This is a genomic window from Halotalea alkalilenta (assembly GCF_001648175.1).
In the GTDB taxonomy this organism is placed as follows: domain Bacteria; phylum Pseudomonadota; class Gammaproteobacteria; order Pseudomonadales; family Halomonadaceae; genus Halotalea; species Halotalea alkalilenta_A.
This window is the reverse complement of record NZ_CP015243.1, coordinates 691016-714476: the sequence shown is the minus strand read 5'-3', so window position 1 is coordinate 714476 and position 23461 is coordinate 691016. Positions and strand designations below refer to the sequence as shown.

The 23461-nt window shown below is 65.5% G+C and carries 21 protein-coding genes; 12 read left to right on the top strand and 9 right to left on the bottom strand.

Annotated elements, in window-relative coordinates:
- Positions 1 to 60: 60 nt before the first annotated feature.
- Positions 61 to 411 carry a hypothetical protein gene (locus A5892_RS03185; RefSeq protein WP_064121573.1) on the bottom strand — a complete coding sequence of 117 codons (351 nt, stop codon included), beginning with the start codon at positions 409 to 411 and terminating at the stop codon, positions 61 to 63.
- Positions 412 to 671: 260 nt separating this feature from the next.
- Here A5892_RS03185 and A5892_RS03180 point away from each other — a divergent pair, with 260 nt between their 5' ends.
- Positions 672 to 998 (top strand): hypothetical protein, encoded by a 327-nt coding sequence (locus tag A5892_RS03180; RefSeq protein ID WP_064121572.1) that lies wholly within the window; start codon positions 672 to 674, stop codon positions 996 to 998.
- A 14-nt stretch (positions 999 to 1012) separates the two neighbouring features.
- On the opposite strand, the gene A5892_RS03175 is transcribed toward A5892_RS03180, so the two are convergent.
- Together A5892_RS03175 and A5892_RS03170 are read right to left on the bottom strand one after the other, a co-directional pair.
- A complete protein-coding gene (locus A5892_RS03175) occupies positions 1013 to 1939 on the bottom strand; it encodes an electron transfer flavoprotein subunit alpha/FixB family protein (RefSeq protein ID WP_064121571.1) in 927 nt (308 codons plus the stop codon).
- Complete coding sequence (locus A5892_RS03170) at positions 1936 to 2688, bottom strand: electron transfer flavoprotein subunit beta/FixA family protein (protein ID WP_064121570.1); 753 nt, start codon at positions 2686 to 2688, stop codon at positions 1936 to 1938. The genes A5892_RS03175 and A5892_RS03170 overlap by 4 nt, the downstream gene beginning before the upstream one ends.
- Positions 2689 to 2932: 244 nt before the next feature.
- Here A5892_RS03170 and A5892_RS03165 point away from each other — a divergent pair, with 244 nt between their 5' ends.
- The 9 genes from A5892_RS03165 (at position 2933) to A5892_RS03125 (ending at position 12711) form a co-directional block, all read left to right on the top strand.
- Positions 2933 to 4270, top strand: coding sequence for an enolase C-terminal domain-like protein (locus tag A5892_RS03165; RefSeq protein WP_064121569.1), 1338 nt, complete (start codon positions 2933 to 2935; stop codon positions 4268 to 4270).
- 92 nt (positions 4271 to 4362) lie between these two features.
- On the top strand, positions 4363 to 5307 hold the full coding sequence (locus A5892_RS03160) for a tripartite tricarboxylate transporter substrate binding protein (RefSeq protein WP_064121568.1): 945 nt from the start codon (positions 4363 to 4365) through the stop codon (positions 5305 to 5307).
- A 19-nt stretch (positions 5308 to 5326) separates the two neighbouring features.
- Positions 5327 to 5827, top strand: coding sequence for a tripartite tricarboxylate transporter TctB family protein (locus A5892_RS03155; protein ID WP_064121567.1), 501 nt, complete (start codon positions 5327 to 5329; stop codon positions 5825 to 5827).
- A 15-nt stretch (positions 5828 to 5842) separates the two neighbouring features.
- Complete coding sequence (locus tag A5892_RS03150) at positions 5843 to 7336, top strand: tripartite tricarboxylate transporter permease (protein ID WP_064121566.1); 1494 nt, start codon at positions 5843 to 5845, stop codon at positions 7334 to 7336.
- Positions 7333 to 8346: an Ldh family oxidoreductase gene (locus A5892_RS03145; RefSeq protein ID WP_064121565.1), complete on the top strand. Its 1014-nt coding sequence runs from the start codon at positions 7333 to 7335 to the stop codon at positions 8344 to 8346. The genes A5892_RS03150 and A5892_RS03145 overlap by 4 nt, the downstream gene beginning before the upstream one ends.
- A 439-nt stretch (positions 8347 to 8785) precedes the next feature.
- A complete protein-coding gene (locus tag A5892_RS03140; protein ID WP_150123466.1) occupies positions 8786 to 9778 on the top strand; it encodes a Bug family tripartite tricarboxylate transporter substrate binding protein in 993 nt (330 codons plus the stop codon).
- Between the two features lie 118 nt (positions 9779 to 9896).
- Positions 9897 to 10343: a tripartite tricarboxylate transporter TctB family protein gene (locus tag A5892_RS03135; RefSeq protein WP_082890234.1), complete on the top strand. Its 447-nt coding sequence runs from the start codon at positions 9897 to 9899 to the stop codon at positions 10341 to 10343.
- Positions 10343 to 11854, top strand: a complete 1512-nt coding sequence (locus A5892_RS03130) for a tripartite tricarboxylate transporter permease (protein WP_027350183.1) — start codon at positions 10343 to 10345, stop codon at positions 11852 to 11854. Before A5892_RS03135 ends, A5892_RS03130 begins: the two co-directional genes overlap by 1 nt.
- A 122-nt stretch (positions 11855 to 11976) precedes the next feature.
- Positions 11977 to 12711, top strand: coding sequence for a FadR/GntR family transcriptional regulator (locus A5892_RS03125; protein ID WP_064121563.1), 735 nt, complete (start codon positions 11977 to 11979; stop codon positions 12709 to 12711).
- Between the two features lie 29 nt (positions 12712 to 12740).
- Here A5892_RS03125 and A5892_RS03120 read toward each other — a convergent pair whose 3' ends face one another.
- Genes A5892_RS03120 through A5892_RS03110 form a run of 3 tightly spaced genes read right to left on the bottom strand, consistent with a single transcriptional unit; the run spans position 12741 to position 16614 of the window.
- Entirely contained in the window at positions 12741 to 14072 is a 1332-nt protein-coding gene (locus tag A5892_RS03120) for an enolase C-terminal domain-like protein (RefSeq protein WP_064121562.1), read from the bottom strand.
- A complete protein-coding gene (locus A5892_RS03115; RefSeq protein ID WP_064121561.1) occupies positions 14069 to 15007 on the bottom strand; it encodes a 5-dehydro-4-deoxyglucarate dehydratase in 939 nt (312 codons plus the stop codon). Before A5892_RS03115 ends, A5892_RS03120 begins: the two co-directional genes overlap by 4 nt.
- Before the next feature lie 26 nt (positions 15008 to 15033).
- Positions 15034 to 16614: an aldehyde dehydrogenase (NADP(+)) gene (locus A5892_RS03110; RefSeq protein WP_064124266.1), complete on the bottom strand. Its 1581-nt coding sequence runs from the start codon at positions 16612 to 16614 to the stop codon at positions 15034 to 15036.
- A gap of 208 nt (positions 16615 to 16822) precedes the next feature.
- Between A5892_RS03110 and A5892_RS03105 the strand changes: the two genes are divergently transcribed.
- Entirely contained in the window at positions 16823 to 18868 is a 2046-nt protein-coding gene (locus A5892_RS03105) for an AsmA family protein (protein WP_064121560.1), read from the top strand.
- Between the two features lie 23 nt (positions 18869 to 18891).
- Here A5892_RS03105 and A5892_RS03100 read toward each other — a convergent pair whose 3' ends face one another.
- The 3 genes from A5892_RS03100 to A5892_RS03090 form a co-directional block, all read right to left on the bottom strand.
- Positions 18892 to 21294 carry a TonB-dependent siderophore receptor gene (locus A5892_RS03100; protein ID WP_064121559.1) on the bottom strand — a complete coding sequence of 801 codons (2403 nt, stop codon included), beginning with the start codon at positions 21292 to 21294 and terminating at the stop codon, positions 18892 to 18894.
- Between the two features lie 112 nt (positions 21295 to 21406).
- On the bottom strand, positions 21407 to 22384 hold the full coding sequence (locus A5892_RS03095) for a FecR family protein (RefSeq protein ID WP_190295648.1): 978 nt from the start codon (positions 22382 to 22384) through the stop codon (positions 21407 to 21409).
- A 15-nt stretch (positions 22385 to 22399) separates the two neighbouring features.
- A complete protein-coding gene (locus tag A5892_RS03090) occupies positions 22400 to 22909 on the bottom strand; it encodes a sigma-70 family RNA polymerase sigma factor (RefSeq protein WP_064121557.1) in 510 nt (169 codons plus the stop codon).
- Positions 22910 to 23192: 283 nt separating this feature from the next.
- Between A5892_RS03090 and A5892_RS03085 the strand changes: the two genes are divergently transcribed.
- A complete protein-coding gene (locus A5892_RS03085; RefSeq protein WP_027350192.1) occupies positions 23193 to 23396 on the top strand; it encodes a cold-shock protein in 204 nt (67 codons plus the stop codon).
- Positions 23397 to 23461 lie beyond the last annotated feature (65 nt).

The following is a 23461-nucleotide window of genomic DNA, read 5'->3' as shown; positions in this document are numbered from 1 at the left end:
TTCAAGGGGGCCATAGGATATACGATCGAGACAGCCTCGGCGATCCGAGCCGGATCACCTTCAGCCAGTGGCGAGGCGCAGCACCAGTCGACCCGCGACCAGCGCCACGCCCGCGGAGATCGCAAGTCCCAGCGCGCCGGCCAGGTACTGCTTGAGCCGCGCCGGGGTGGCCGAGAACAATTTCCACTTCTTGATCAAGTAGGCGATCCCGTCGATCGACTGCATGAACAGCAGCACGAACAGCGTGAGCGCCACTGCGATCACCAGCCAGCCTGACGGGGTGTTCACATAGCGGGTCCCGGCGCTGAACAGGGCCCCGACCAGCACGAGCCTGGCCACCCAAGCGAACAGGGCGTCCACATAGCCGTGCGACTTCATCCATTCATAAAGATCAGCGAAACGATCGAGCATACCGTGTCCATCCCATGGATATCGTCCGCCACCGCCACCGCCGGCGGCCGCGCGATGCAAGGCAGGATAGCACCCACCTCATCGATGTAGGTGACAACCGCGCGAGGTCGACTTAGCATAGTGGCGCGCCGATTTAATCAGCAACTTGCGGGGCGCGCGACACCTTCGGGCAGTCGAAGAAATTCCGCTAAAGCAGCTTGCCGGCGACGCCTCGCGCCTCCGGGCCAGCGGCTCTCATCGGCCCAGGAACATCATTCAACATGAATCAAGCGCTATCCTCGGCACAGCTCGCCGAGCTCTCCGTCCGACCTCATCGTGCGCTGCTCTACGGCATCGACCAGCCCCAGCTACTGAAACGCCTCGACATGTGGCGGCGCGGCAAGCGCCTCACCACCACCGCCGTAGAGATCAAGTTCATCAGTTCGAGCGTCGAACTCGCCGCGCTGAGCGGTCGAGTCGAACTGCTGGTCTGCCAACCACGCAGCGACGATGACTTCGCCAACCTCCTGCGGCTCGCGGCGACCCGCGCCGAAGAGGCGCTGTTCCTGCGCCCGTGCAGCGACGGCCGCGCCATGCGCCCGCGCTGACGCCGAGCCCCGGGCTAAAGCTTGCGCTCGAGCTCGGGCAGCAGCTCGAACAGGTCGCCGACCAGCCCATAGTCGGCTACCTGGAAGATCGGCGCTTCTTCGTCCCGGTTGATCGCGACGATCACCTTCGCCCCCTGCATGCCGGCGAGATGCTGCATCGCACCGGAGATACCCACCGCGATGTAGAGATCGGGCGCGACGATCTTTCCGGTCTGTCCGACCTGCAGCTCGTTGGGCACATAGCCTGCGTCGACCGCGGCGCGTGAAGCCCCGATCGCGGCGTCCAGCTTACCCGCCACCCCCTCGAGCAGGGAGAAATTCTGCTTGCTGCCGAGCCCACGGCCGCCGCTGACGACCACGCGCGCCGCGGTGAGCTCCGGGCGCTCGCTGGCCTCGCGATGGGACTCGACGAAACGCGCGCCGAGTGCCTCACCCTGCGCTTCCACGGTCTCGATCGGCGCCGGTGCTTGCTCACCGACCGATTCGAAAGCGGTGGCGCGAATGCTGAGCACCTTGAGCGGCGCGTCGCTTCTCACCGTGGCGACCAGCGCACCGGCGTGGATCGGCCGCTTGAAGGTAGCAGGATCCACCACCTCGATGACTTCGGATATCTGCCCCACTCCGGCGAGCGCGGCAGCGCGCGGCAGCACGTCCTTGCCAAAGGTCGAGGCGGCGGCGAGCAGGTACCCATACCGCTTGGCATGTGCGGCGAGCAGCGTGGCGAGGGGCTCGGCGAGCTGATCCGCATAGCGCGCATCGTCGGCGACCAGCACCCGCGACACGCCGTCGAGCCGCGCGGCCTGGGCGGCAACCTCGTCGACCCGGTACCCCGCCACCAGCGCCTCGATCGGCGCACCGATCTTGCGCGCCGCGGCGACCACGCGCGCGCAGGCGGGGCTGACGCGCCCGTCGTGGTGTTCGATCAGAATCAGGCTGCTCATGGGATCACCTTCTCCACGTTGCGCAGTTTGTCGATCAGGGCGTCGACCGAATCGAGGATCACCCCCCTCTGGCGAGGCGTCGGTGTCTCGACCGCGAGCACCTCGGTCTGCGCCGGCAGGTCGAGCGCCATCTCCTCGAGCGCGCGCCGCTCGATCGGCTTCTTCTTCGCCTTCATGATGTCCGGCAGCCGAGCGTAGCGCGGCTCGTTGAGCCTGAGATCCGCGGTGACCACCGCGGGCAGCGCAAGCTCCAGAGTGACCATGCCACCGTCGACCTCACGGGTGACCCGCGCCTTTGCGCCCTCGAGCTCGAGTGCGGATGCGAAGGTGGCCTGCGGCCAGCCGAGCAGCGCGGCGAGCATCTGGCCGACCTGGTTGTCATCGGAATCGATCGCCTGCTTGCCGAGCAGCGCCAGTCCCGGGCGCTCTTCTTCGACGATCCGCGCAAGCGTGCGCGCCACCGCCAGCGGCTCCAGCGCGCGCTCGGTCTCGATCAGCAGCGCCCGGTCGGCACCCACCGCCAGCGCCCCGCGCAGCTGCTCCTGGGCCGCGGCGGTGCCGATCGTCACCACCAGCACTTCACTCGCGAGCCCCCGCTCCTTGAGCCGCACCGCCTCCTCGAGCGCGATCTCGCAGAACGGATTGATCGCCATCTTGACGCTGGCCGAATCGACGCCGGTGCCATCGGCCGTCGGCCTCACCCGGACGTTGTGATCGATCACCCGCTTGATCGGCACGACTATCTTCATGCGCGCATGCCCCCTTGGAACCCAATCGATGAAATCGTGCGCCACGAACCCAGGCGCGTGGGCGGACATTCTACGCGAGCCGGACGATCGAGGTCGAAGCCCCCTGGAACAGCGCAAGGTTTCACGTGAAACCTGCGCACCCGGCGCACGACGATGGGAAGGCTCGACTTTTCGCTACTATGGCGATCGGAGAGGGCCGGGTAGTCTTTTGTACTATGTATGACAACACCAAAGGCTACCGATCATGCCCACCCGCGTCCCACTCATCACCTCGGTCGAGGTAATCCCCGTCGCCGGCCAGGACAGCATGCTGCTCAACGTCGGCGGTGCCCACGCTCCCTACTTCACCCGCAACCTGCTGGTGCTGCGCGACGACGCGGGCAACATCGGCGTTGGCGAAGCACCGGGAGGAGAGGTCATCCAGCGCCAGCTGGAGAGCGCTCGCCAGGCACTGCTCGAACAGCCGATCTCGCGACTGCATGGACTGGTGGCGCAGCTCCATCGCCGCGGGCGGGAGGAGGATTTCGAGGCTTTCGGCAACGGCGCCTGGACCTTCGAGCTCAAGGTCAACGCGGTGGCCGCACTAGAGGCGGCGCTGCTCGACCTGCTGGGCAAGCATCTCGAGGTGCCGGTCTGCGAACTGCTCGGCGAGGGCCGCCAGCGCAGTGAGGTCGAGGTGCTCGGCTATCTGTTCTTCGTCGGCGACAAAGAGCGCACCGACCTCGACTATCGCCACGCGCCGGGCGGCGGTGAACGCGACGACTGGTTCTCCCTGCGCGATGCTCCCGCGCTCGATCCGGATTCGATCGTCGCCCAGGCCGAGGCCGCCCAGGCCCGCTATGGCTTCCAGGACTTCAAACTCAAAGGTGGAGTGCTGGAGGGCGCGCGCGAGATAGAAGCCGCTCGCGCGCTGGCCGCACGCTTTCCCGATGCACGAATCACCCTCGACCCCAACGGCGCCTGGTCGCTGGCCGAGGCGATCGCCCTGTGCCGCGACCTGCACGGCGTGCTCGCCTATGCCGAGGACCCCTGCGGCGCCGAGCAGGGCTACTCCGGGCGCGAGATCCTCGCCGAGTTCAAGCGCGCCACCGGGCTGCCGGTGGCGACCAACATGGTCGCCACCAACTGGCGCGAGATGACCCACACGATGATGCTGCGCGCGGTCGACATCCCGCTCGCCGACCCGCACTTCTGGACCCTCTCCGGGGCTGTGCGGGTCTCCCAGCTGTGCCATGAGTGGGGAATGACCTGGGGTTCGCACTCCAACAACCATTTCGATGTGTCGCTGGCGATGTTCGCCCAGGTCGGTGCCGCGGCGCTGGGTACCCCAACCGCTCTCGATACCCACTGGATCTGGCAGGACGGCCAGCGACTCAGCCACGAACCGCATCGTATCGAACGAGGCAGGATCAAGGTCGACGACACTCCGGGTCTCGGGATCGAGCTCGACATGGACGAGGTGGAACGTGCCCATGCGCTCTACCGGCGCCTGCCTTCCGCGGCACGCAACGACGCCATGGCGATGCAGTACCTGATCCCCGACTGGCGCTTCGACCCCAAGCGTCCCGCACTGGTGCGCTGAACCACTTCTACTCCAACCACCCGTTCGACGAGCCGCTCCCTCCCGCCCACCGGGCGCAAAGGCCGGCCTGAGCGTTCAATGAGGAAAGCAAGATGATCGATGTTGCCCGCCTTCGAAGGCTGCTGCTGCTCGCCTTGCTGGGCTGCGCCTCGCCGGCCTTCGCCTATCCCGACCGTAACCTGGACATCATCGTTCCGTTCTCCGCCGGCGGCGGCAACGACGTGTTCATCCGCGCCTTGCAGCCGGCCCTGGAGCGCGAACTGGGCACCCACCTGGTGGTACGCAACCTCGCCGGCGGCGGCGGCGCGGTAGGACTGACCCATGTCGCCCGGCTGCCCGCCGATGGCTACACCCTGGCGGTGGTCAGCGACGGCCTGCTGACCCAGGTGGCGATGGGCAACGTCGACTTCGTCCCTGGTGATTTCGACTTCGTCGCCAAGATCCTCGAGGAGCCCTATCTGCTCGCCGTCAGCCGGGACTCCCCCTACCCCGATCTCGCCGCGATGATCGAGGACGCCCAAGGCGGCAAGCGGATCAAGATCGGCGTCTCGGGGGTCGGCTCGTCCGCCTACCTCACCGCCGGCGCGATCGGCGACGCGCTGGGCATCGATCCGATCCTGATCCCCTTCGACGGCGGTACCGAGACCGTCTCAGCCGTCATGGGCGGTCACATCGACGCGGTGGTGCTCGGCGGTGCGGAGCTGCGCTCGGCGCTCTCCTCCCAACGGGTGCGGGCTTTGGCGACGAGCTACCCCGAGCGCAGTACGAGCCTGCCCGAGGTGCCGACCTTCATCGAGCAGGGGATCGACTACCAGACCTCGGTGTTCCGTGGCCTCGCCGCCCCCAAGGGGCTCGAAGACAGCCACCGTGCCCGACTGGTGGAGGCGCTGCAGCGCGCGACCGAAGACGCCGGCTTCCATACCACCATCGGCCATCTCGGCACCGACCTCTCGCCGCTTTATGGCGAGGAGCTGGACGAGTTCGTGCTCGCCCTTGCCGAGCGAATGAACCAGCAGGCCGAGCAGCTCACTCAATGACCGCCTTTGGAGATCGACGATGAACGGATCGACCGGCTCGATCGCATTCAATGCGCTGCTGCTGCTCGGCGCGCTGGCGGCCTTTTTCGCCGCTTCCGGGCTACCCAGCGGCAATGCACCGGAAACCCTGCCTCCCGCGGCGCTGCCCCAGGCGGTGGCGGTGCTGGTCGGCGCACTCGCGGCGCTGTGCCTGGTACGCGAGCTGCGCGCCTGGCGCTATCGCCGCGCGGCCACCAAGGTCGCGGGACGCCGGAGCGCGACCGCAGGCGTTGCGCTGATGGCGCTGATGGCGGCCTACGCGGCGGCGTTCGAAACCCTTGGCTACCTGCTCAGCACCATGGGTTTCATCGTCGCCTGCGTGGTGATGCTGGGATTCGCCAGCCGCGCGCGCAACGACGACGAGGCGATTTTCTCCACCCGCAGCCTGGTGACGCTGGCGATCATCGCGATCGGGGTACCGGTCGCGGTCTATTGCGCCTTCACCTGGGGCTTCGAAGTCCCGCTGCCGACGCTACGCTGATACCGGAGCCTTAAGATGATCGAGAACTACCTCAATGGGCTGAGCATGATCAGCGACTGGGGCGTATTGCTGGCGATCGCCGCCGGTACGCTGCTCGGCGTGGTGATCGGTGCGCTGCCAGGACTGACCTCGGCGATGGCGGTGGCACTGCTGCTGCCGCTCACCTTCGGCATGCCGGCGGTGATGGGCGTCGGCATGCTGCTCGGCGTGCTCTGCGGCGCCGGCGCCGGTGGCGCGATCCCCTCGATACTGCTCAACATCCCGGGCTCTCCCGCCTCGGTGGCGACCTCGCTCGACGGCTTCCCGATGGCGCGCAACGGAGAGGCGGGGCGGGCGCTCGGCATCGCCATCGTCGCCTCGTTCGTCGGCGGCATCGTCAGCGCAATACTGCTCAGCATGCTGGCGCCACCGATCGCCGAGTTCGCGCTGCGCTTCGGCCCGGCCGAATACTTCGCACTGAGCGTTTTCGGCCTGGTGATCATCGCCTCGGTCGCCAGCCAGTCGATGATCAAGGGGCTGATCGCGGGACTGCTCGGGCTGTTCGCCGCCACCGTGGGGATGGACCCGATCACCGGCGTCGCCCGCTTCACCTTCGGCGAGCTGTCGCTGCTCACCGGCATCAGCCTGCTGCCCGCGCTGATCGGGCTGTTCGCGGTATCGCAGCTGATCAAGGATGCGATCGACTATGCCAACGTAGGCAGCCGCCACGATGCGCCGATCGATGCGCTGCAGATCCGCACCGCTCGTCCACGCTGGCGCGATACCTTCAGCCACTGGCGTGCGCTGCTCTCCGGGGTCGGGGTCGGGTCGGTGATCGGACCGGTGCCAGGCGCGGGGGCCAGCATCGCCAGCCTGATCTCCTACGATCAGGCCAAGCGCTGGTCGAAGACCCCAGAGCGCTTCGGCACCGGCAATCCTGAAGGCGTGGTCGCCACCGAGAGCTCGAACAACGCAATGATCGGCGGCTCGCTGATTCCGACCCTGGCGCTGGGCGTTCCGGGCGAAGCGGCCACCGCGGTGCTGCTGGGTGGGCTTCTGATCCAGGGCATCACCCCGGGACCCGCGCTGTTCGCCGATCCGAGCGGCACCATCTATGGGATATTCCTCGCCTACTTGGTCGCGAACATATTCATGCTGCTGGTGATGTGGCTGGGCATCCGCTACTTCGTGCGCATTCTCGCGGTACCACGCAAGCTGCTGCTCGCCACCGTCACCACCTTCTGCTTCATCGGGGTGTATGGCGTCGCCGGCGATATCTTCGACATCTGGCTGATGCTCGGCTTCGGCGTGCTCGGCTACTTTCTCAACCGCTACGGCTTCGGCACCGCACCGCTGGTGCTCGGCCTGATCCTCGGTCCGATCGCCGAAGCCAACCTGCGCCGCGGCCTGCTGATCTTCGAAGGGGACTGGACCCCGTTCCTGACTCGCCCGATCAGCGCCACCTTCCTGTGCCTGGCGATACTGCTGCTCGCGCTCACCCTGTGGCAGAACCTGAGGAGCAGGGCATGATCGAGATCGCGCTCGAGCAGCTGCGAGCCACCCTCGAGCGCGCCTTGCTGCACGCCGGTGTCCCGGCGCCCGAGGCCTCGATCTGCGCTCGCGTGCATAGCGAAAGCACCCGCGACGGCGTCGCCTCCCATGGCATAGGGCGAATTCCGCGATTGATCGAGTTCATCCAGCGCGGCTGGGTCGATCCCAGGGCGAAACCGAGCCTGGTACAGGCGCTATCGACCCTGGAAGTCTACGACGCCGGCTTCGGCCTCGGTGTACCCAACGCCCTGTTCGCGACCGAGCGCGCGATGGCGCTCGCCGCCACAAATGGCCTCGGCATCGTGGCGCTGCGCGATACCAGCCACTGGATGCGCGGCGGCAGCTATGCCTGGCACGCGGTGGAGCAGGGCTTCGCTGCGATCATGTGGACCAACACCGAATCGGTGATGCCCGCCTGGGGCGCCAAGGATCCATGCATCGGCAACAACCCGCTAGTGATGGGCGTGCCACGCTCGAACGGGCCGTCACTGGTGCTCGATATGGCGCAGTCGCAATTCTCCTATGGCGCCCTCAATCGCGCCGCCGCCGCGGGAGAGCAGCTTTCGGTCGATGGTGGCTTCGATGCAACGGGGCGGCCAAGTCGCGATCCGGAAGCGATCCTCGCCACCCGGCGCCTGCTGCCCGCCGGCCACTGGAAAGGTTCGGGCCTCGCGATCCTGCTCGATGCGCTTGGCGCAATGCTCGCCCAGGGCCGACCCAGCCACCGGATCGATTCGATCAAACGCGGCAGCGGCAGCGGATGTTGTCAGGTATTCATGCTGTTCGACCCGACCCATCTCGGCGGGCGTGACGCCTGCGAAGCGATCGCCGACGGCATCGCCGCCCATATCGACGCCAGCGCCGCACTCGACCCCCAACGCCCGCCCCGCCCCCCCGGAGCCGGCTCGCGCCGGGATGCGGGATCTACCCATGTAGCGGTGGATGAGTCGCTATGGCGAGAGGTAAAGCGGCTCGCCGCTGGTACTTAGCATGGGTTTCAGCCCGCCACGAACGGGCCAACAAACCCCTTCGTCCCGAGCGGCGCCCACGCGCCAAGATCGAGCACCGGCTCGGCAACGGGGGGCGCCTGTCGAGGGATCGTGCGGCGGCGGTAAGGCCGTGGTTCGACAGCCCTCGTTCCTCGGGCGCTCACCACGAACGGATGTCGAGGCGCCCTCGCTCCTTACCACGAATGGGCCAAGCGCCATTGGACTTCGGATCGGGTCGAGTATTTCGTCTTATCTTGACCTTCGTCCTATGTGAGAGCGGATATCGCGATGATATTTTTGTCATACATATGACAACACACTTACTGGTTCGAAGAAGCCATTCACCCGCCAGATATCACTCTCGATCGAAGGGTCAACGCCAAGGGATAGCGCTGGAATTTCGGTGACACGAGCATTCATCCGATGAAGAGGAACAGCAATGAGAACCAAGCCGGCTGCGCTGCTGACCGCGACGATGATCACAGCGGCCACATTGACACTGTCTCTTCTCCCACTGCCAGCGCAAGCGCAGGAATTCAGAGGGCCGGTGCGCATCGTCGTCCCCTTCGCGCCCGGTGGCACTTCGGACATTCTCGCCAGGCATATCGCCCCCAGGCTCTCGGATGAAATCGGCCAGCCCGTCATCGTCGAGAACAAAGCCGGGGCTGGCGGCAACATAGGTGCCGATTTCGTCGCCAAGGCGGCTCCCAACGGACACACGCTGCTGCTTTCCGACCTGACCGCGCTGCTAGCGGCTCCCAGCGTGTTGAGTGGGATTTCCTATGACATCGAAACCGATCTCGAACCGGTCACGATGGTCTCCTACTCCCCCTACGTACTAGGCGTCGCCCGGCGGCATACGTTCTCGAGCTTCGATGAGCTGGTCGATTACTCTCGCGAGAATCCGGGCGGCCTGTCGGTCGCGACTTCCGGCGTAGGCGCCAACAACCACATCACCTCGGAACGGCTGAGCCACGGCCTGGACCTGGATTGGAACATCATCGCCTATCGCGGAGGATCCGACGCCACCAGGGCCGTGGTTTCAGGGGAAACCGACATGCTGCTCAACGGCACCACGGCTTCGCTGCCGTTCGCCTTGAGTGGCCAGATGACGCCTCTCGCCGTGACCGGGGAAGAAAGGCTGCCCGAGCTTCCGGACACGCCCACTTTCCGCGAGCTCGGCCTGCCGGGGGAAATGGATGGAACCTACCAGGCAATCCTGATCACCGCCGGCAGCCCGCCTGAGATCATCGACAGGCTGCATCGTGCGCTGGTCGAGATCCTCGACGAAGAAGAGATACGCGGCAGAATCGCCGAACAGGGCGGCATCGCAACGCCTTCGAGCTCGCGAGAAGAGGTGAGCGAGTGGATGAAGGCACAAAAAAGCGAGCTGGCGAGCTTCATCGAGGAGAGCCAGCTGGCTGAGCGCTGACCCTGGCTCGCCTATCTCGACTTACCTTCTCTCATCTCCACTTACCCCGATGCCTATGCATGCCTGAAACGCTGAGCATGCATAGGCGCTCCCCTCATGCTCACGCAGACCGCCGACGATGAAATCATTGCTCAAGAGAGATTTTATTGCTGGTATCGCCTGTCTCGTCATCGCCGCGTTCGTAGTGTGGCATGGACAGGACTACTCCTATGGCAACTTGAACAATATGGGACCGGGATATCTCCCTCGAATCCTCGGAATCGCCCTGGCGATCTGCGGGATACTGACCATTCTCGGCGCGATCAACTCGATGGAGAGAGTCCCACGCATCAACGTAAGAGCGCTGGTTTTCGTCACCCTGGGCATTCTCACCTTCGCCTTCACCATGAACCGAATTGGAATGCTACCCGCCACTTTCCTGCTCATTCATATCAGCGCGCTGAGTGAGTCGCCCTACAGAATATTTAGAACCCTGGCCCTCTCGCTGTCGCTCTGCCTGCTGTCCTATCTGATTTTCATCGTCGGACTCAACATGCCCATCCGGCTGCATCCCTGGAGTTTCTGATGGAACTTTTCGACAATATCTTGCTGGGATTCAGTGTCGCGTTCACGTTGGACAACCTGCTCTATTGCGCGCTCGGCGTAACCATCGGCATGTTCATCGGCGTGATTCCGGGCGTTGGGCACCTGGCGGCGATTTCGATGCTGCTGCCGCTGACCTTCTACGTCCCGCCGACGACCGCGCTGGTGATGCTGGCCGGGATCTACTACGGCGCGCAGTACGGTGGATCGACCGCCTCGATACTCCTCAACCTGCCCGGGACACCGGCCTCGGCGGTGGTGTGCCTGGATGGCTATCCGATGGCCCAGAACGGCCGCGGCGGCGTCGCCCTGCTGATGACGACGCTCGCCTCGTTCGTCGGCAGCTTCATCACCGTGTTCGTGCTGGCCGCCTTCGCTCCGCCCCTGGCTGCTTTCGCGGTCTCGTTCAACTCGGCCGACTACTTCTCGATGATGCTGCTGGGCCTGGTGGCCGCGGCCATCCTGGTGCAGGGAAGCCCCGCCAAAGGCGCCGCCGCGGTGATCATCGGGCTGATTCTCGGCATGGTCGGCACCGACGTGAACACCGGCGTGCAGCGATATACCTTCGGCTTCTCCTTCCTCTACGACGGCATCAACATCGTCGCCATCGCCATGGGCATATTCGGTATCGCCGAAGTGATCGCCAACGTCGGCAAGATCAAGGGAGCCCAGAACGATCACAAGATCACCCTGAGATCGCTGATCCCCACCGCGCAGGATCTCAAGCAGAGCATCATGCCAATGCTGCGTGGCACGGGCATAGGCACCGGTATCGGTATCCTTCCAGGCACCGGCACGTCGATCGCCTCGTTCCTCGCCTATGCGATCGAAAAAAGGGTCTCCCGCGACCCGAAGAAATTCGGCAAGGGCGCCATCGAGGGCATCACCGCGCCAGAGAGCGCCAACAATGCCGCCGCCCAGTCCGCCTTCATTCCCACCCTGACGTTGGGCATTCCGGGCGACGCGGTCATGGCACTGATGCTGGGGGCGCTACTCATTCACGGCATAGCGCCAGGCCCCAACGTGATCACCGACAACCCGGGGCTTTTCTGGGGATTGGTGGTGAGCTTTTTGATCGGCAACGTGCTGCTGCTGATCCTCAACATTCCACTGGTCGGTGTCTGGGTCAGGCTGCTCAAGATTCCCTATCCGCTGCTCTATCCCTCGATCATCCTGTTCATCGCCATCGGCGTTTACAGCATCAACTACTCGCACCTGGACATCGTGCTGGTCGCATTTTTCGGCCTCGTCGGATGCCTGCTGCTGGTGCTCGGATTCGAACCCGCGCCGCTGCTGCTCGGCTACATCCTGGGCCCGATGATAGAAGAGAACTTTCGCCGCACCCTGCTGATCAGCCGGGGCGATATGATGGTCTTTCTCGAAAGGCCCGTCAGCGCTACCTTCCTCGCGCTCTGCCTTTTCCTGCTCATATGGTCGATCCACTCTTCCAGCAAGGAGCGGCGAATCCGAAAACGAATCGAGTCCTCGCGTTGAGCGGCCCTTCGCGACCGGCGGCGACTGCATGGCGGTGACATCAGCGCCTGCGCATGCCCGGCAACGGTGTGCTGCACTGCGGCAATGCCATATCATGACAGCCGAATTCGAGGAGATCCGATATGGCAGTTTCACGGCGCGATGAGATCGCCGGGCGACGCAGGGGCAGCCTTTCGTCCCATGTCGCCGATGCGATCGAGGAGATGATCCAGAGCGAGGAGTTCGACGTCGGCGACAAGCTACCCACCGAGAGCGAGCTCGGGAGGATGTTCGACGTCAGCCGCACCGTGATCCGCGAAGCGGTTTCCCACCTCAAGTCGCTCGGCGTGGTCGAGTCGCGCCGGGGAGTAGGGGCATTCATCCGCCGCCGGCATGCCGGCGGGGCCTTCCTGTCACGCGGGCTGTCTCCCAGTACCGCCGACGAGATTCTCCAGTTGCTCGAGTTTCGCCTGCCGATCGAGATCGAGGCCGCGGGCCTGGCCGCCCAGCGTCGAACCGATGCCGACCTCGCCGCGCTCGCCGAGAGCCTGGAGAAGTTCGCCTCGCCACTCGATGACAATCTCGCCCGGCGTGAAGACTTCGAGTTCCACCGCCTTATCGGCGCCGCCGCTCGCAATCCGGTCTTCGTCGCTTTCTACGACTCTCTCGGCGAAGCGCTGGTGCCACGCTCCCACGTCAGCGAACTGGTGATCCAGGCGCGGATCAAGCGCTACCTCGAGCAGGTGCTCGGGGAGCACCGCCAGATCTTCGCGCGCATCGAGGCCGCCGATGCCGAAGGCGCCCGCGCCGCGATGCGCGAGCACCTCAGGCGCAGCTTCGAGCTCTACCGCTCGCGGGTCGAGCCGGAGAACGCCTGACGCTCTCCGGCGCTCAGCGAGCCCTCGCTTCAACGCACCAGGCAGGGGCGCTTGGGATCGAAGCGCCAGCCCTCGATGAAGTATTGCATCGTCGCCGCGTCGTCGCGTCCGGCCTTACCCAATGCCAGGTAGCGCTGATGCGCCAGCTCGATCTGCTGCTCATCGAGCTCGATCCCAAGCCCTGGCCGCTTCGGCACAGCGATGCGGCCATCTTCGATCCGCAGCGGGTCGACGGTGAGACGCTCGCCGTCCTGCCAGATCCAATGGGTGTCGATTGCGGTGATCTCGCCCGGACAGGCGGCGGCGACGTGGGTCATCATCGCGAGCGAAACATCGAAGTGATTGTTCGAGTGCGACCCCCAGGTCATGCCGAGGCGATCGCACATCTCGCCCACCGCCACGGCACCCTGCATGGTCCAGAAGTGGCAGTCGGCGAGCGGGATGTCGACGGCGCGCTGGCCGATCGCGTGATGCAGCTGGCGAAAATCGGTGGCGATCATGTTGGTCGCGGTGGGAATACCGCTGCGCCGGCGGAACTCCGCCATCGTTTCCCTGCCGGAGTAGCCACCCTCCGCCCCGCAGGGGTCCTCGGCATAGGAGAGGGTGCCTTTGAGCGGGGCCAGGTAGCGTAGCGCCTCATCCAGCGACCAGGCGCCGTTGGGGTCGAGGGTCACGCGTGCCTGCGGGAAGGCACGGTGGATCGCCCGGATGCACTCGGCCTCGAGCTCGCCATCGAGCACGCCCCCCTTGAGCTTGAAATCCTTGAAACCATATTTCTGGTGGGCGGCCACCGCAAGCGCAGCGACGGCGTCGGGGTCCAGCGCCTCGCGATCGCGCAAATAGTCCCAGTCCGATGTGCACTGCTCCCGCTGCGCGCGACGATATGGCAGCCCGGTGCGCTGGCTGTCGCCAATCAGGAAGAGATAGCCGAGCGCCTCGACGCTATCGCGCTGCTGGCCCTCCTGGCCGAGCAGCTCGGCGACCGGCAGACCGATGGCCTGGCCGTGGAGATCGAGCAGCGCCGACTCCACCGCGGTGACGACATGGACCAGCACGCGCAGGTCGAAGGTCTGCAGGCCGCGCTCACCGCTGTCGCGCTCGGCGAAGCGTGACTTGATCTCGCGCAGGATGCGCTTGTACTCGTGCGCATGGCGACCTTCCACCAACGGGATGCAGGCTTGGAGTACGTCGAGGATGCCTTGTCCGCCGGGTACCTCGCCGGCGCCCTTGCGGCCATCGGCGTCCTCGAGGATCACCAGGTTGCGGGTGAACAGCGGCGCATGCGCACCGCTCAGGTTGAGCAGCAGGCTATCGTGCCCGGCCACCGGCACTACCCTCATGCGTGCGATCGGCGAGCTCATGGTGTCGCTCCTTCCTTGGCCAGGGCGTTGAAGGTCTCGATCAGCCCGGCGAGCGTTTGGCGCTGGGACTGGTTCGGCATGATCAGCGGAGCGCGTACGTGCCCGGCGCCGTGCCCAACCTGCTCGGCACCGGCTTTGATCAGGCTCACCGCATAGCCAGGACAGCTGTCGCGCAGCTCGACGAAGGGGACGAAGAAATCGCGGACCATCCGGCCCACGCGCGCGTCCTCTCCGGCGCGCAGGGCGCGATAGAACGCGAGCGCGGCCTCGGGCACGAAGTTGTAGACCGCCGAAGAGTAAGTATTCACTCCTATCGCCAGATAGGCCTCGGCGAAGATCTCCGCGGTCGGCACCCCGCCGATGTAGACCAGCCGGTCGCCTACCGTCTTGATGATGGTGTTGAGCGCCTGGATGTTGCCGACGCCGTCTTTCAATGCGATCAGGTTGGGGCAACGCTCGGCGAGGGCGCTCACGCTTTTGGCATCGAGCTGGCCATTGGCGCGGTTGTAGAGCACCACGCCGAGCCGAGTGCTGTCGCAGACCGCGGCTACGTACTCGACCAGCCCCTCGCGCGGGCACTCGGTGAGATAAGGCGGCATCAGCAGCAGGCCATCGGCGCCGCCCTGCTCGGCGATACGCGCATGCTCGATGGCATCGCGCTGGCTGCGGCCCGCGCTCGCAAGGATCGGCAGCTTGCCGCCGCAGATCCTGCTCGCGCTTTCGACCACTCGGCCGAGCTCGGTATTGGTCAGTGAAAAGAACTCCCCCGTACCGCCAGCGACGAACAGCGCCGAGACAGGATAGGACCCCAGCCACTCGAGCCGGGCCTCATAGCCGGCCTGATCGAGATCACCATTGGCATCGAAATCGGTCACCGGAAAGGAGAGCAGGCCATCGTCGAGGGCGGCGCGAAGCTGGGCATGATCGAAATGCATGAGAGATGACTCCAAGGGATGAAGGGTTAGTGCGATTCGCGCTTGCCGTCGACCAGCCGGACGAGGCCAAGCGGATTGCCGTCGGCGAGCGCCTGCGGCAGCAGCGCAGCGGGCAGGTTCTGGTAGCAGACCGGGCGCAGGAAGCGCTCGATCGCGAGCGTCCCTACCGAAGTGGTACGACTGTCCGAAGTGGCGGGATAGGGCCCGCCATGGACCATCGCATCGCACACCTCGACACCGGTGGGAAAGCCGTTGGCGAGAATTCTCCCGGCCTTGCGCTCGAGCACCGGCAGCAGCTCCCGCGCGGCGTCCAGGTCGGCGTCGTCGAGGATCAGCGTGGCGGTGAGCTGGCCCTCCAGGGCATGCGCGATCTGGCTCATCTGAGCCTGGTCATCGCACTCGATCACTAGCGAAGTGGCACCGAACACCTCTTCATGCAGCGCGGGCGAGGCGAGGAAGGTGGCGGCATCGACCGCGAACAGCCCGGCCTGGCAGCGGTTCGGCCCGCTCCCTACACGGCTGCTGGCGACCTCGCGCACGCCGTGCTGGCGGCCCAGGGTGTCGCGCCCCTCGACGTAGGCCCGATGGATTCCCGGCGACAGCATCACCGAGGCGTCCATCTCGGCGAGCGCGAGGGCGACGGCGGACTTAAAGCGCTCGAGCGCAGGGCCGGCGAGGGCGATCACCAAACCTGGGTTGGTACAGAGCTGGCCAGCGCTGCCGGTGAGCGAGGCGGCGAAGCCCTGGGCGAGCTCCTCATCGCGCGCCTCCAGCGCAGCGGGAAGCATGAACACCGGGTTGACGCTGCTCATCTCGGCGTAGAAGGGAATCGGCTCAGCGCGCCCCTGGGCCACCCGCCATAGCGCGGTGCCGCCGGAGCGTGAGCCGGTGAACCCAGCGGCCTTGATTCGAGCATCCGCGACCAGAGCGGTGCCGATCTCGCGGCCCGAGCCATGCAGCAGCGCGAACACGCCCGCAGGCAGGCCGGTAGCCGAGACAGCACGCTGGATCGCACGCCCGACAAGCTCCGAGGTACCTGGATGGGCGCCATGGGCCTTGACCACCACTGGACACCCAGCGGCCAAGGCGGAAGCGGTATCGCCGCCGGCGACCGAGAATGCGAGCGGGAAGTTGCTGGCGCCGAACACCGCGACCGGGCCGAGGCCGATCTTGCGCAGCCGATGGTCGAGTTTGGGCAGCGGCTGGCGCTCGGGCTGGGCGCGGTCGAGCCGCACATCGAGCCACTCACCGTCGCGGACCACCCGAGCGAACAGCCGCAGCTGCCCGCAGGTGCGCGCCCGCTCGCCGCTGAGCCGCGCCCGAGGAAGGCCGGTCTCGCGCATCGCTCGGACTATCAACTCATCACCCAGCGCCTCGATCTCGCTGGCGATCCGCTCGAGGAAGGCCGCACGCGTCTCGAGCGAGGTCTCGCGATAGCTGTCGAACGCCGCAGCGGCGTACTGGCAGGCCAGCTCGAGCTGTTCGAGCGAGGCGCCGGGAAAGGCAGGCGCGAGGGGCTCGCCGCTGGCCGGGTCGATGGCATCGATCGGCGTACCCGGCCCCGGATGGGCGGTGCCGGCGATCAGCTGGTGGCCGGTGATGTCGATCATTCGGTGCTCCTACAAGAAGTGGCGGGACGGAACTCAGTTATAAGACATCATACAAACTAGAATCGACCACGCCTATCGACTTTAGGCTGACAGCGCGGCCAGGCCTCGCCCTTGGTTTCACGTGAAACAAGCGAACCTCGCGGGCAACGTGCGCCGGGGTGGGCTAAGTTGATATTCACCTTGGATTACCGTCAGAAGGTCAACCATGTCCCGTGGCCGCAAGATATCGCTTTGGATCGTAGCCGTCGTACTGGCGCTGATCGCCATCGTGCTGATCCTGATCGCAACCTTCGACTGGAACCGGCTCAAGCCGACGATCAACGCGCGGGTCAGCGAAACGATCCAGCGCCCGTTCGAGATTCGCGGCGATCTCGGTGTCGATTGGGGCCAGGACCGGGAGGCGGGCGGCTGGCGCGCCTGGGTACCGATGCCCTACATCCACGCCGAGGACGTCCACCTCGGCAATCCCGAGGGCTTCGACGGCGAGATGGCAAGCCTCGAGCGAGTCGAGGCGAGCCTCGCGCCGCTCTCGCTGCTGCACCGTGAGATCCGCGTGCCGAAGGTAGCGCTCACCCGGCCGAGCGCGGATCTGGTGCGCCATGCCGACGGCGCGGCGAACTGGGTGTTCGATCTCGGCGAGCAGCAGGGCGAGGGCAGCGGCTGGAGCTTTCGCCTCGACGAAGTGGCGTTCGACCAGGGTACCGCGCGCTTTCGTGATGCGATTCTCGATTCCGACTTCAACATCGCAATCGACCCCCTCGGCCAACCCGTGCCCTATGAAGAGATCGCCGGCGCCCGGGCGAACGGCGAAGGGGAAGAAGCGCCCCAGGCGCAGCCGGGGGCTTTCATCTTTGGCTGGAAGGCCGAAGGCCGCTACAAAGGCGAGCCGCTCGAAGGCGAGGGCAGGATCGGCGGGATGCTGTCGATGGACGATCCCGATCGGCCCTTCCCACTCCAGGCCGACGTGCGTTCAGGCACCACGCGAGTGCAGCTCAACGGCATCTTGTTCCAGCCGATGACCTTCGGCGGGCTCGATCTAGACCTGCGCTTCGAGGGCCAGAGCCTGGGCAATCTCGATACCTTGACCGGTCTGGTGCTGCCCAATACGCCCCCCTACGCTACCGACGGGCATCTCTACGTACGCTTCAACCAACCGGACGGCGCGGTGTTCGAGTATCGCGACTTCAACGGCCAGATCGGCGATAGCGACATCCACGGCAGCGTCACCTATACCCTCTCGACACCCCGCCCCAAACTGGTCGGCGAGCTGACTTCGAACCAACTGCGCTTCGCCGACCTGGCACCGCTGATCGGCGCGGACTCCAACCAGGACAAAGAGGCCCGGGGCGGAACCACGCGCCAACCGGAGGGCAAGGTACTGCCGGTGGAGAACTTCGATACCGCCGCCTGGGCGACCATGGATGCGGACGTGCGCTTCTCCGCCAGCCGGATCGAGCACGGCGAGAACCTGCCATTGACCGATCTCTCGACCCACTTGCGCCTGGAGGGCGGCGAGCTGCTGATGGACCCGCTGCGCTTCAGTGTCGCCGGTGGCCAGCTCAATACTACGCTTAGGCTCGAGGGCCAGCGCGAGCCGATGCGCGGGCGGATCGATGCCCACGCACGCGGTATGCAGCTGCAGCAGTTGATGCCCAACGCGGGCGCCCTGCAGGACAGCCTTGGCCGGCTCGACGGCGATGCGACCTTGAGCGGCAGCGGCAACTCGGTCGCTTCACTGCTCGCGACCAGCAACGGCGAGCTCAGCATGCTGCTCAGCGATGGCCAGATCAGCCGCAACCTGATGGAGCTCGCCGGTCTCAACGTCGGCAACTGGGTAGTCGGCCAGCTGTTCGGCGACGAGCAGGAGCACATCAACTGCGCCGCCGCCAACATCGGCATCACCCAGGGCGTGGCCGAGCCGAGGGTGCTGGTGTTCGATACCGACAACGCGGTGATCAACGTCACCGGCCAGGTCAATTTCGCCACCGAAGGGCTGAACCTCGACATTCACCCCGAGAGCAAGGGTTTCAGAATCTTCACCCTGCGCTCGCCGCTCTACGTCCACGGCACCTTCGCCAATCCCTCTCCCGGAGTCGCCGTCACGCCGCTGATCCTTCGCGGCGCGGCGGCCGTGGTGCTCGGCACCGTGGCGGCACCGGTAGCGGCGCTAGGCGCACTGATCTCACCGAGCGCCGGCGAGGAAGACCAGTGCGCCCCGGTGATCGAGAGCATCCGTGCCCAGGGGCAGTGACACCCCTGGAGCGCTTGGGAAGTTCAGAAGGTATAGCCGAGGGTTGCCACCACGCTGCGCTCGGCGCCGAAGTAGCAGTAGTCGAGGCTATAGCAGGAAGAGACGTAGTCGCGATCGAACAGGTTGTTGAGGTTGAGCCGCAGATTCAGCCCTGGCGCGCCCAGGCGCTGGAAGTCGTAGCCGACCGAGGCGTCGACCAGGGTGTAGCTGGCAAGCTCCAGGGTATTCTCGGCGTCGGCCCAGATCCCGCCGATGTAGCGAACCCCTGCACCCAGCTGGAGACCGGCGAGGCTGCCCTGGTCGAAGCGATAGTCGCTCCAGATCGAGGCCTGGTGGCGCGGCGCCTGGTAGGGAGTATTGCCCTCGGTGCCATCGAGCGTACGGCGGTACTCGACGTCGGTGAAGGCGTAGGAGGCGAGCAGCCGCCAGCGCTCGCTCAGCGCCGTATTGGCCTCGAGTTCGACCCCCTGGGAGCGGATCTCGCCCACCGCGCGGTAGAAGCTCTCCTCCGGCCGCTTGGCGGCAACGTTCTCCTGCTCGATGTGGAACAGCGCAATGCTATAGAGATCGTCGCTGCCCGGACGCTGGTACTTGAGCCCGGTCTCCCACTGCCGCCCCTCGGTCGGCTCGAGCAATTGGCCGTCGGCGTCGTAGGCGCTGCTCGGACTGAACGATTCGGAGTAGCTCAGGTAGGGTGAAAGCCCATTGTCGAAGGCATAGAGCACCCCGGCGCGACCGCTGAAGTGGCTCGGTTCGTCCGACACGGCGGTGCCGGCGTCCCGATCGGCGACCTCGGTCTCCACCCAGTCCTGGCGTCCACCGAGCGAAAAGCGCCAGCCGCCGAGTTCGATCTGGTCCTGTAGGTAGATCCCGGTCTGCCGCAGGTCGCGCCGGTAACGGGTGTTCGAGGTGATCTCCACATCGGCGGGCTGCGAGTAGTCGGGCGCAAACGGGTCGATCGGGCTCGCCGTACCGCCCTGCCAGCCGACATCGTTGCGCCGCCATTGATAATCGAGCCCCATCAACAGGGTGTGCTCGAGAGGCCCGGTGGAGAAGTCGGCCTGGACGATGTTGTCGATCGCATAGGCATCGAGCGACTCCTGGCCACCGCTGTAGTAGCGGTTGAGCAGGTCGGAGTCGCCGTTCACCCAGCCATAGCCGTAGACCTGGCGCAGATCGACCTTGCTGTGCAGGTAGCGGAAGTTCTGCCGCACCGACCAGATATCGTTGAAACGATGGCCGAACTGATAGGCGAGCATGGTCTGGTCGCGCTCGAAGCGGTCGGACTCGGGATCGCCGTCGAAGAAGTGGCGCGAGATCCGCTTGCCGTTATGGGCATTCACCGCACCATCGGCAGGTACACCGCTGTGGTAACTGTTGCCCGGCTCATGCTGCAGGTAGGCCTGGAGGTTGAGAAAAGTGTTCTCGTCCGGCGTCCAGGAGAGCGACGGCGCGAGGGTAAAACGCTTGTGTGGGTCGACCGCGTCGAACTGGGTATCGGTCTGCTCGGCAAGCCCCACCAGCCGATAGGCCAGGGTGCCGGCACGATCGAGCGGAGCGCTGAAATCGAACGCGGTGCCCTTGCGTCCCTGCGTCCCGAAGCGGAACTCGACGTGACGATAGGGCTCGAGCAGCGGCTTCTTGCTGGTCAAGGCGACCAGTCCGCCGGGCGAGCTGTTGCCGTAGAGCACAGAGGAGGGCCCCTTGATCACGTCGATACGCTCGAGGAAGAAAGGATCGATCTGGATCGAATTGTAGCCGCCGGCGTCGCCCATCGATTTCAGCCCGTCGAGGAAGACGTTGTCGATGCTGCCATCGCTGAACCCACGCATCACCGCGTAGTCGTAACGGTCGGTAGCACCGATCTGCTCGCTGAACACCCCAGGGGTATAGCGCAGCGCCTGGGAGATGCTGTTCGAGCCTTGGGCATCGAGCTGCGCACGGCCGATCACCGAAATCGACTGCGGCGTCTCGACCAGGGCGGTAGGGGTCTTGGTCGCTGCGCGACTGGCATTGGAGGTATAGCCGCTGACACGCTCCCACTCGTCGGAGCTCTGCCCGGTGACGGTAAGGGTATCGAAGCGCTCACCCTGCGCCTGCGCCGCCTCCACCAGCCGATAGCCGCGCTTGGGGTCGCCTTCGGCGACAAGCCCGGTGCCTTCCAGCAGTCGCGCCAGCGTTTCACCAGGGTCTTCCCCGACGCTTGCGCCCGCGCTTCGCTTTGCGCTGGTGAGCCGTGCGTCGGCGACCACCATCACCCCAGTGACACTGCCGAATCGGATCAGGCTGGCATCGAGCGCGCCGGGGGGAATCGTCACGCTCTCGGCATGGACGGGCGATGCCAGGCACAGCGCGCTCGCAAGCCCAAGGGCCAGCAACGGACGCCCGGCAAAGGCGACAGAGCAACCAAAAGGATATACAGCCATTTCAAGCGAGACCTCTCGTCGATGAGGCACCCCAAAGAAGGTGCGTCGGGCGGGCGTTCATCGACTAGGCCGCTTGAGATGCGAAAATCTGCCCCGCCGCGGGAGAATTCTTTCAGCCTGCGTTGGATGGATCGGCAACCAGCCGGGTCCAATAGCGGGTCAGCCGCTCTACCTTCACCGGCAACGCGCGGGCGATGGCCTCGAGTACCCGCTCAGGGTCCGAGACCGGGAAGCTTCCGGTCAGCCTGAACTCGGCGACATCGGCATCGCAGCCGAGATGGCCGGGATGATAGCGGGCAAGCTCGCGGAGAAACTCATCCAGCCGGCGGTCCTGTGCTTCGATCCGCCCCGCCGTCCAGGCGATCGCCTGGGGGTCGAGCGCCTCCAGCGACAGCGCACCGAAGGCATCGAATCGCGCCCCCTGCCCAGCCTCTATCACCCGCCGCTCACCTCCGAAGCGAGCGCTAACTTCCACCGCACCCTCCTCGACATCGAGCCGAGTCTTCGAATCATCGCCCCAGCGCGTGACCCAGAAACGGGTCCCGAGCGGACGCAAATCGCCGTCCTGGCTGATCACTTCGAATGGACGACCGCGGGGATCGACCGCGGTCTCGACCATCACCGCACCGTCGAGCAGCCGTACCTGGCGGCGGCGGTCATCGAAGCGCAGGTCGATCGCGCTGCGCGGCCCAAGCATCAAGCGGCTGCCGTCGGGGAGGGACAGGGCGCGCGGGACGCGCCCTGTCCGCTGGTCGGCCCACAGACGCGGCCAGGGAGAGGGTGACCCACCGTTTCCGACCACCCCGAGCAAGGCCAGCGCCGCGCCGCCTTTGAGCAGCATGCGACGCTTTCTCGCCCGCTCCATGCCAATGAGGGCGGCGTTCGCCGCGCCTGCATCCAACCGGTCATTGCCGAGCTCACGGTCGATCGCAGCCAGCCGCTGCCAGATCCGCTCATGCAGAGGGTCGCTCCGCCGCCAACGCAGGCAATCCTCGAATGCCAGCGCATCGGCGCTACCGGATGAAAGCCTGACCATCCAGCCAAGCGCCTGCTCGAGCGCGACCTCCTCTCTTTCATCGACGGTATTCATCGCAGACATCGCGGATCAGCCATAGAGCAGCTGGTAGCAATGGCGGTAGGCACGCAGCATCGATTTCTGTACCGCATTGACGCTTACGCCCTGGCGTTCAGCGATCTGGGCATAGCCGAGCCCATCGAGACGGGAGAGCAGAAAAGCCTCGCGCACCCGCAGCGGCAACCCGTCGAGCAGCCGCGCGACCCGCTCGAGCGCCTCGAACACCAGTGCGCGCTCCTCCTCGGAGGGCGTGCAGGCATCGGCACGCGCCGCCAGTGCTTCGAGATAGGCTCGCTCGATCTGTTCGCGCCGCCAGAGCCCGACCACCAAGCCATTGGCGATGGTGCTGAGATAGGCTCGGGGCCGTTCGATGGCCATTGGCTGCCCGCGTCCCAGCAGCCTCAGGAAGGTGTCCTGCGCGATGTCCGCGGCCTGGTGATGGCAGCGCAGCCGGGTTCGCAGCCAGCCGACCAGCCATTCGCGGTGCTCACGGTAGAGGCACTGAAGCTCGTGATGAACGGGCTCCTCGGTGGTCGGCATGGGTTGGGCAATCGCCTTAGATGAAAGTGATTATCATATTTCTCCGCCCGATCAGCGGCAACCACGCCCGAAGAAGGATTATTGCCGCTCTAGACCAAGATCGTACTTGACGTTGCATCGACAATAGGCGCAGGATGCCTGCGTGGGTTGGCAAGTCGTATTCGTCACAAGGCCGTCGAGATTCCTCGATGTTCGGGTGGATATCCCTTGTTTACCTTCTTCATTCGGGTAACACCCGGCAACACGAAGTTATTGACGCTCTCGCGTCATCGAGGAATTAGCAATGGCAACTGGCACAGTTAAGTGGTTCAACGACACCAAAGGTTTCGGCTTCATCTGCCCGGACGACGGTGGCGATGACCTTTTCGCACACTTCTCAGAAATCAAGGCAGAGGGCTTCAAGTCCCTGCAGGACGGCCAGAAGGTTTCCTTCGAGGTCACCCAGGGCCGTAAAGGCCTCCAGGCGTCCAACATCCAGGCTGCCTGAGCTCCTAGAGCTCTAGCGTCTGTCGACGAAGCCCGCGAAAGCGGGCTTCGTCGTTTTCGCGTCTT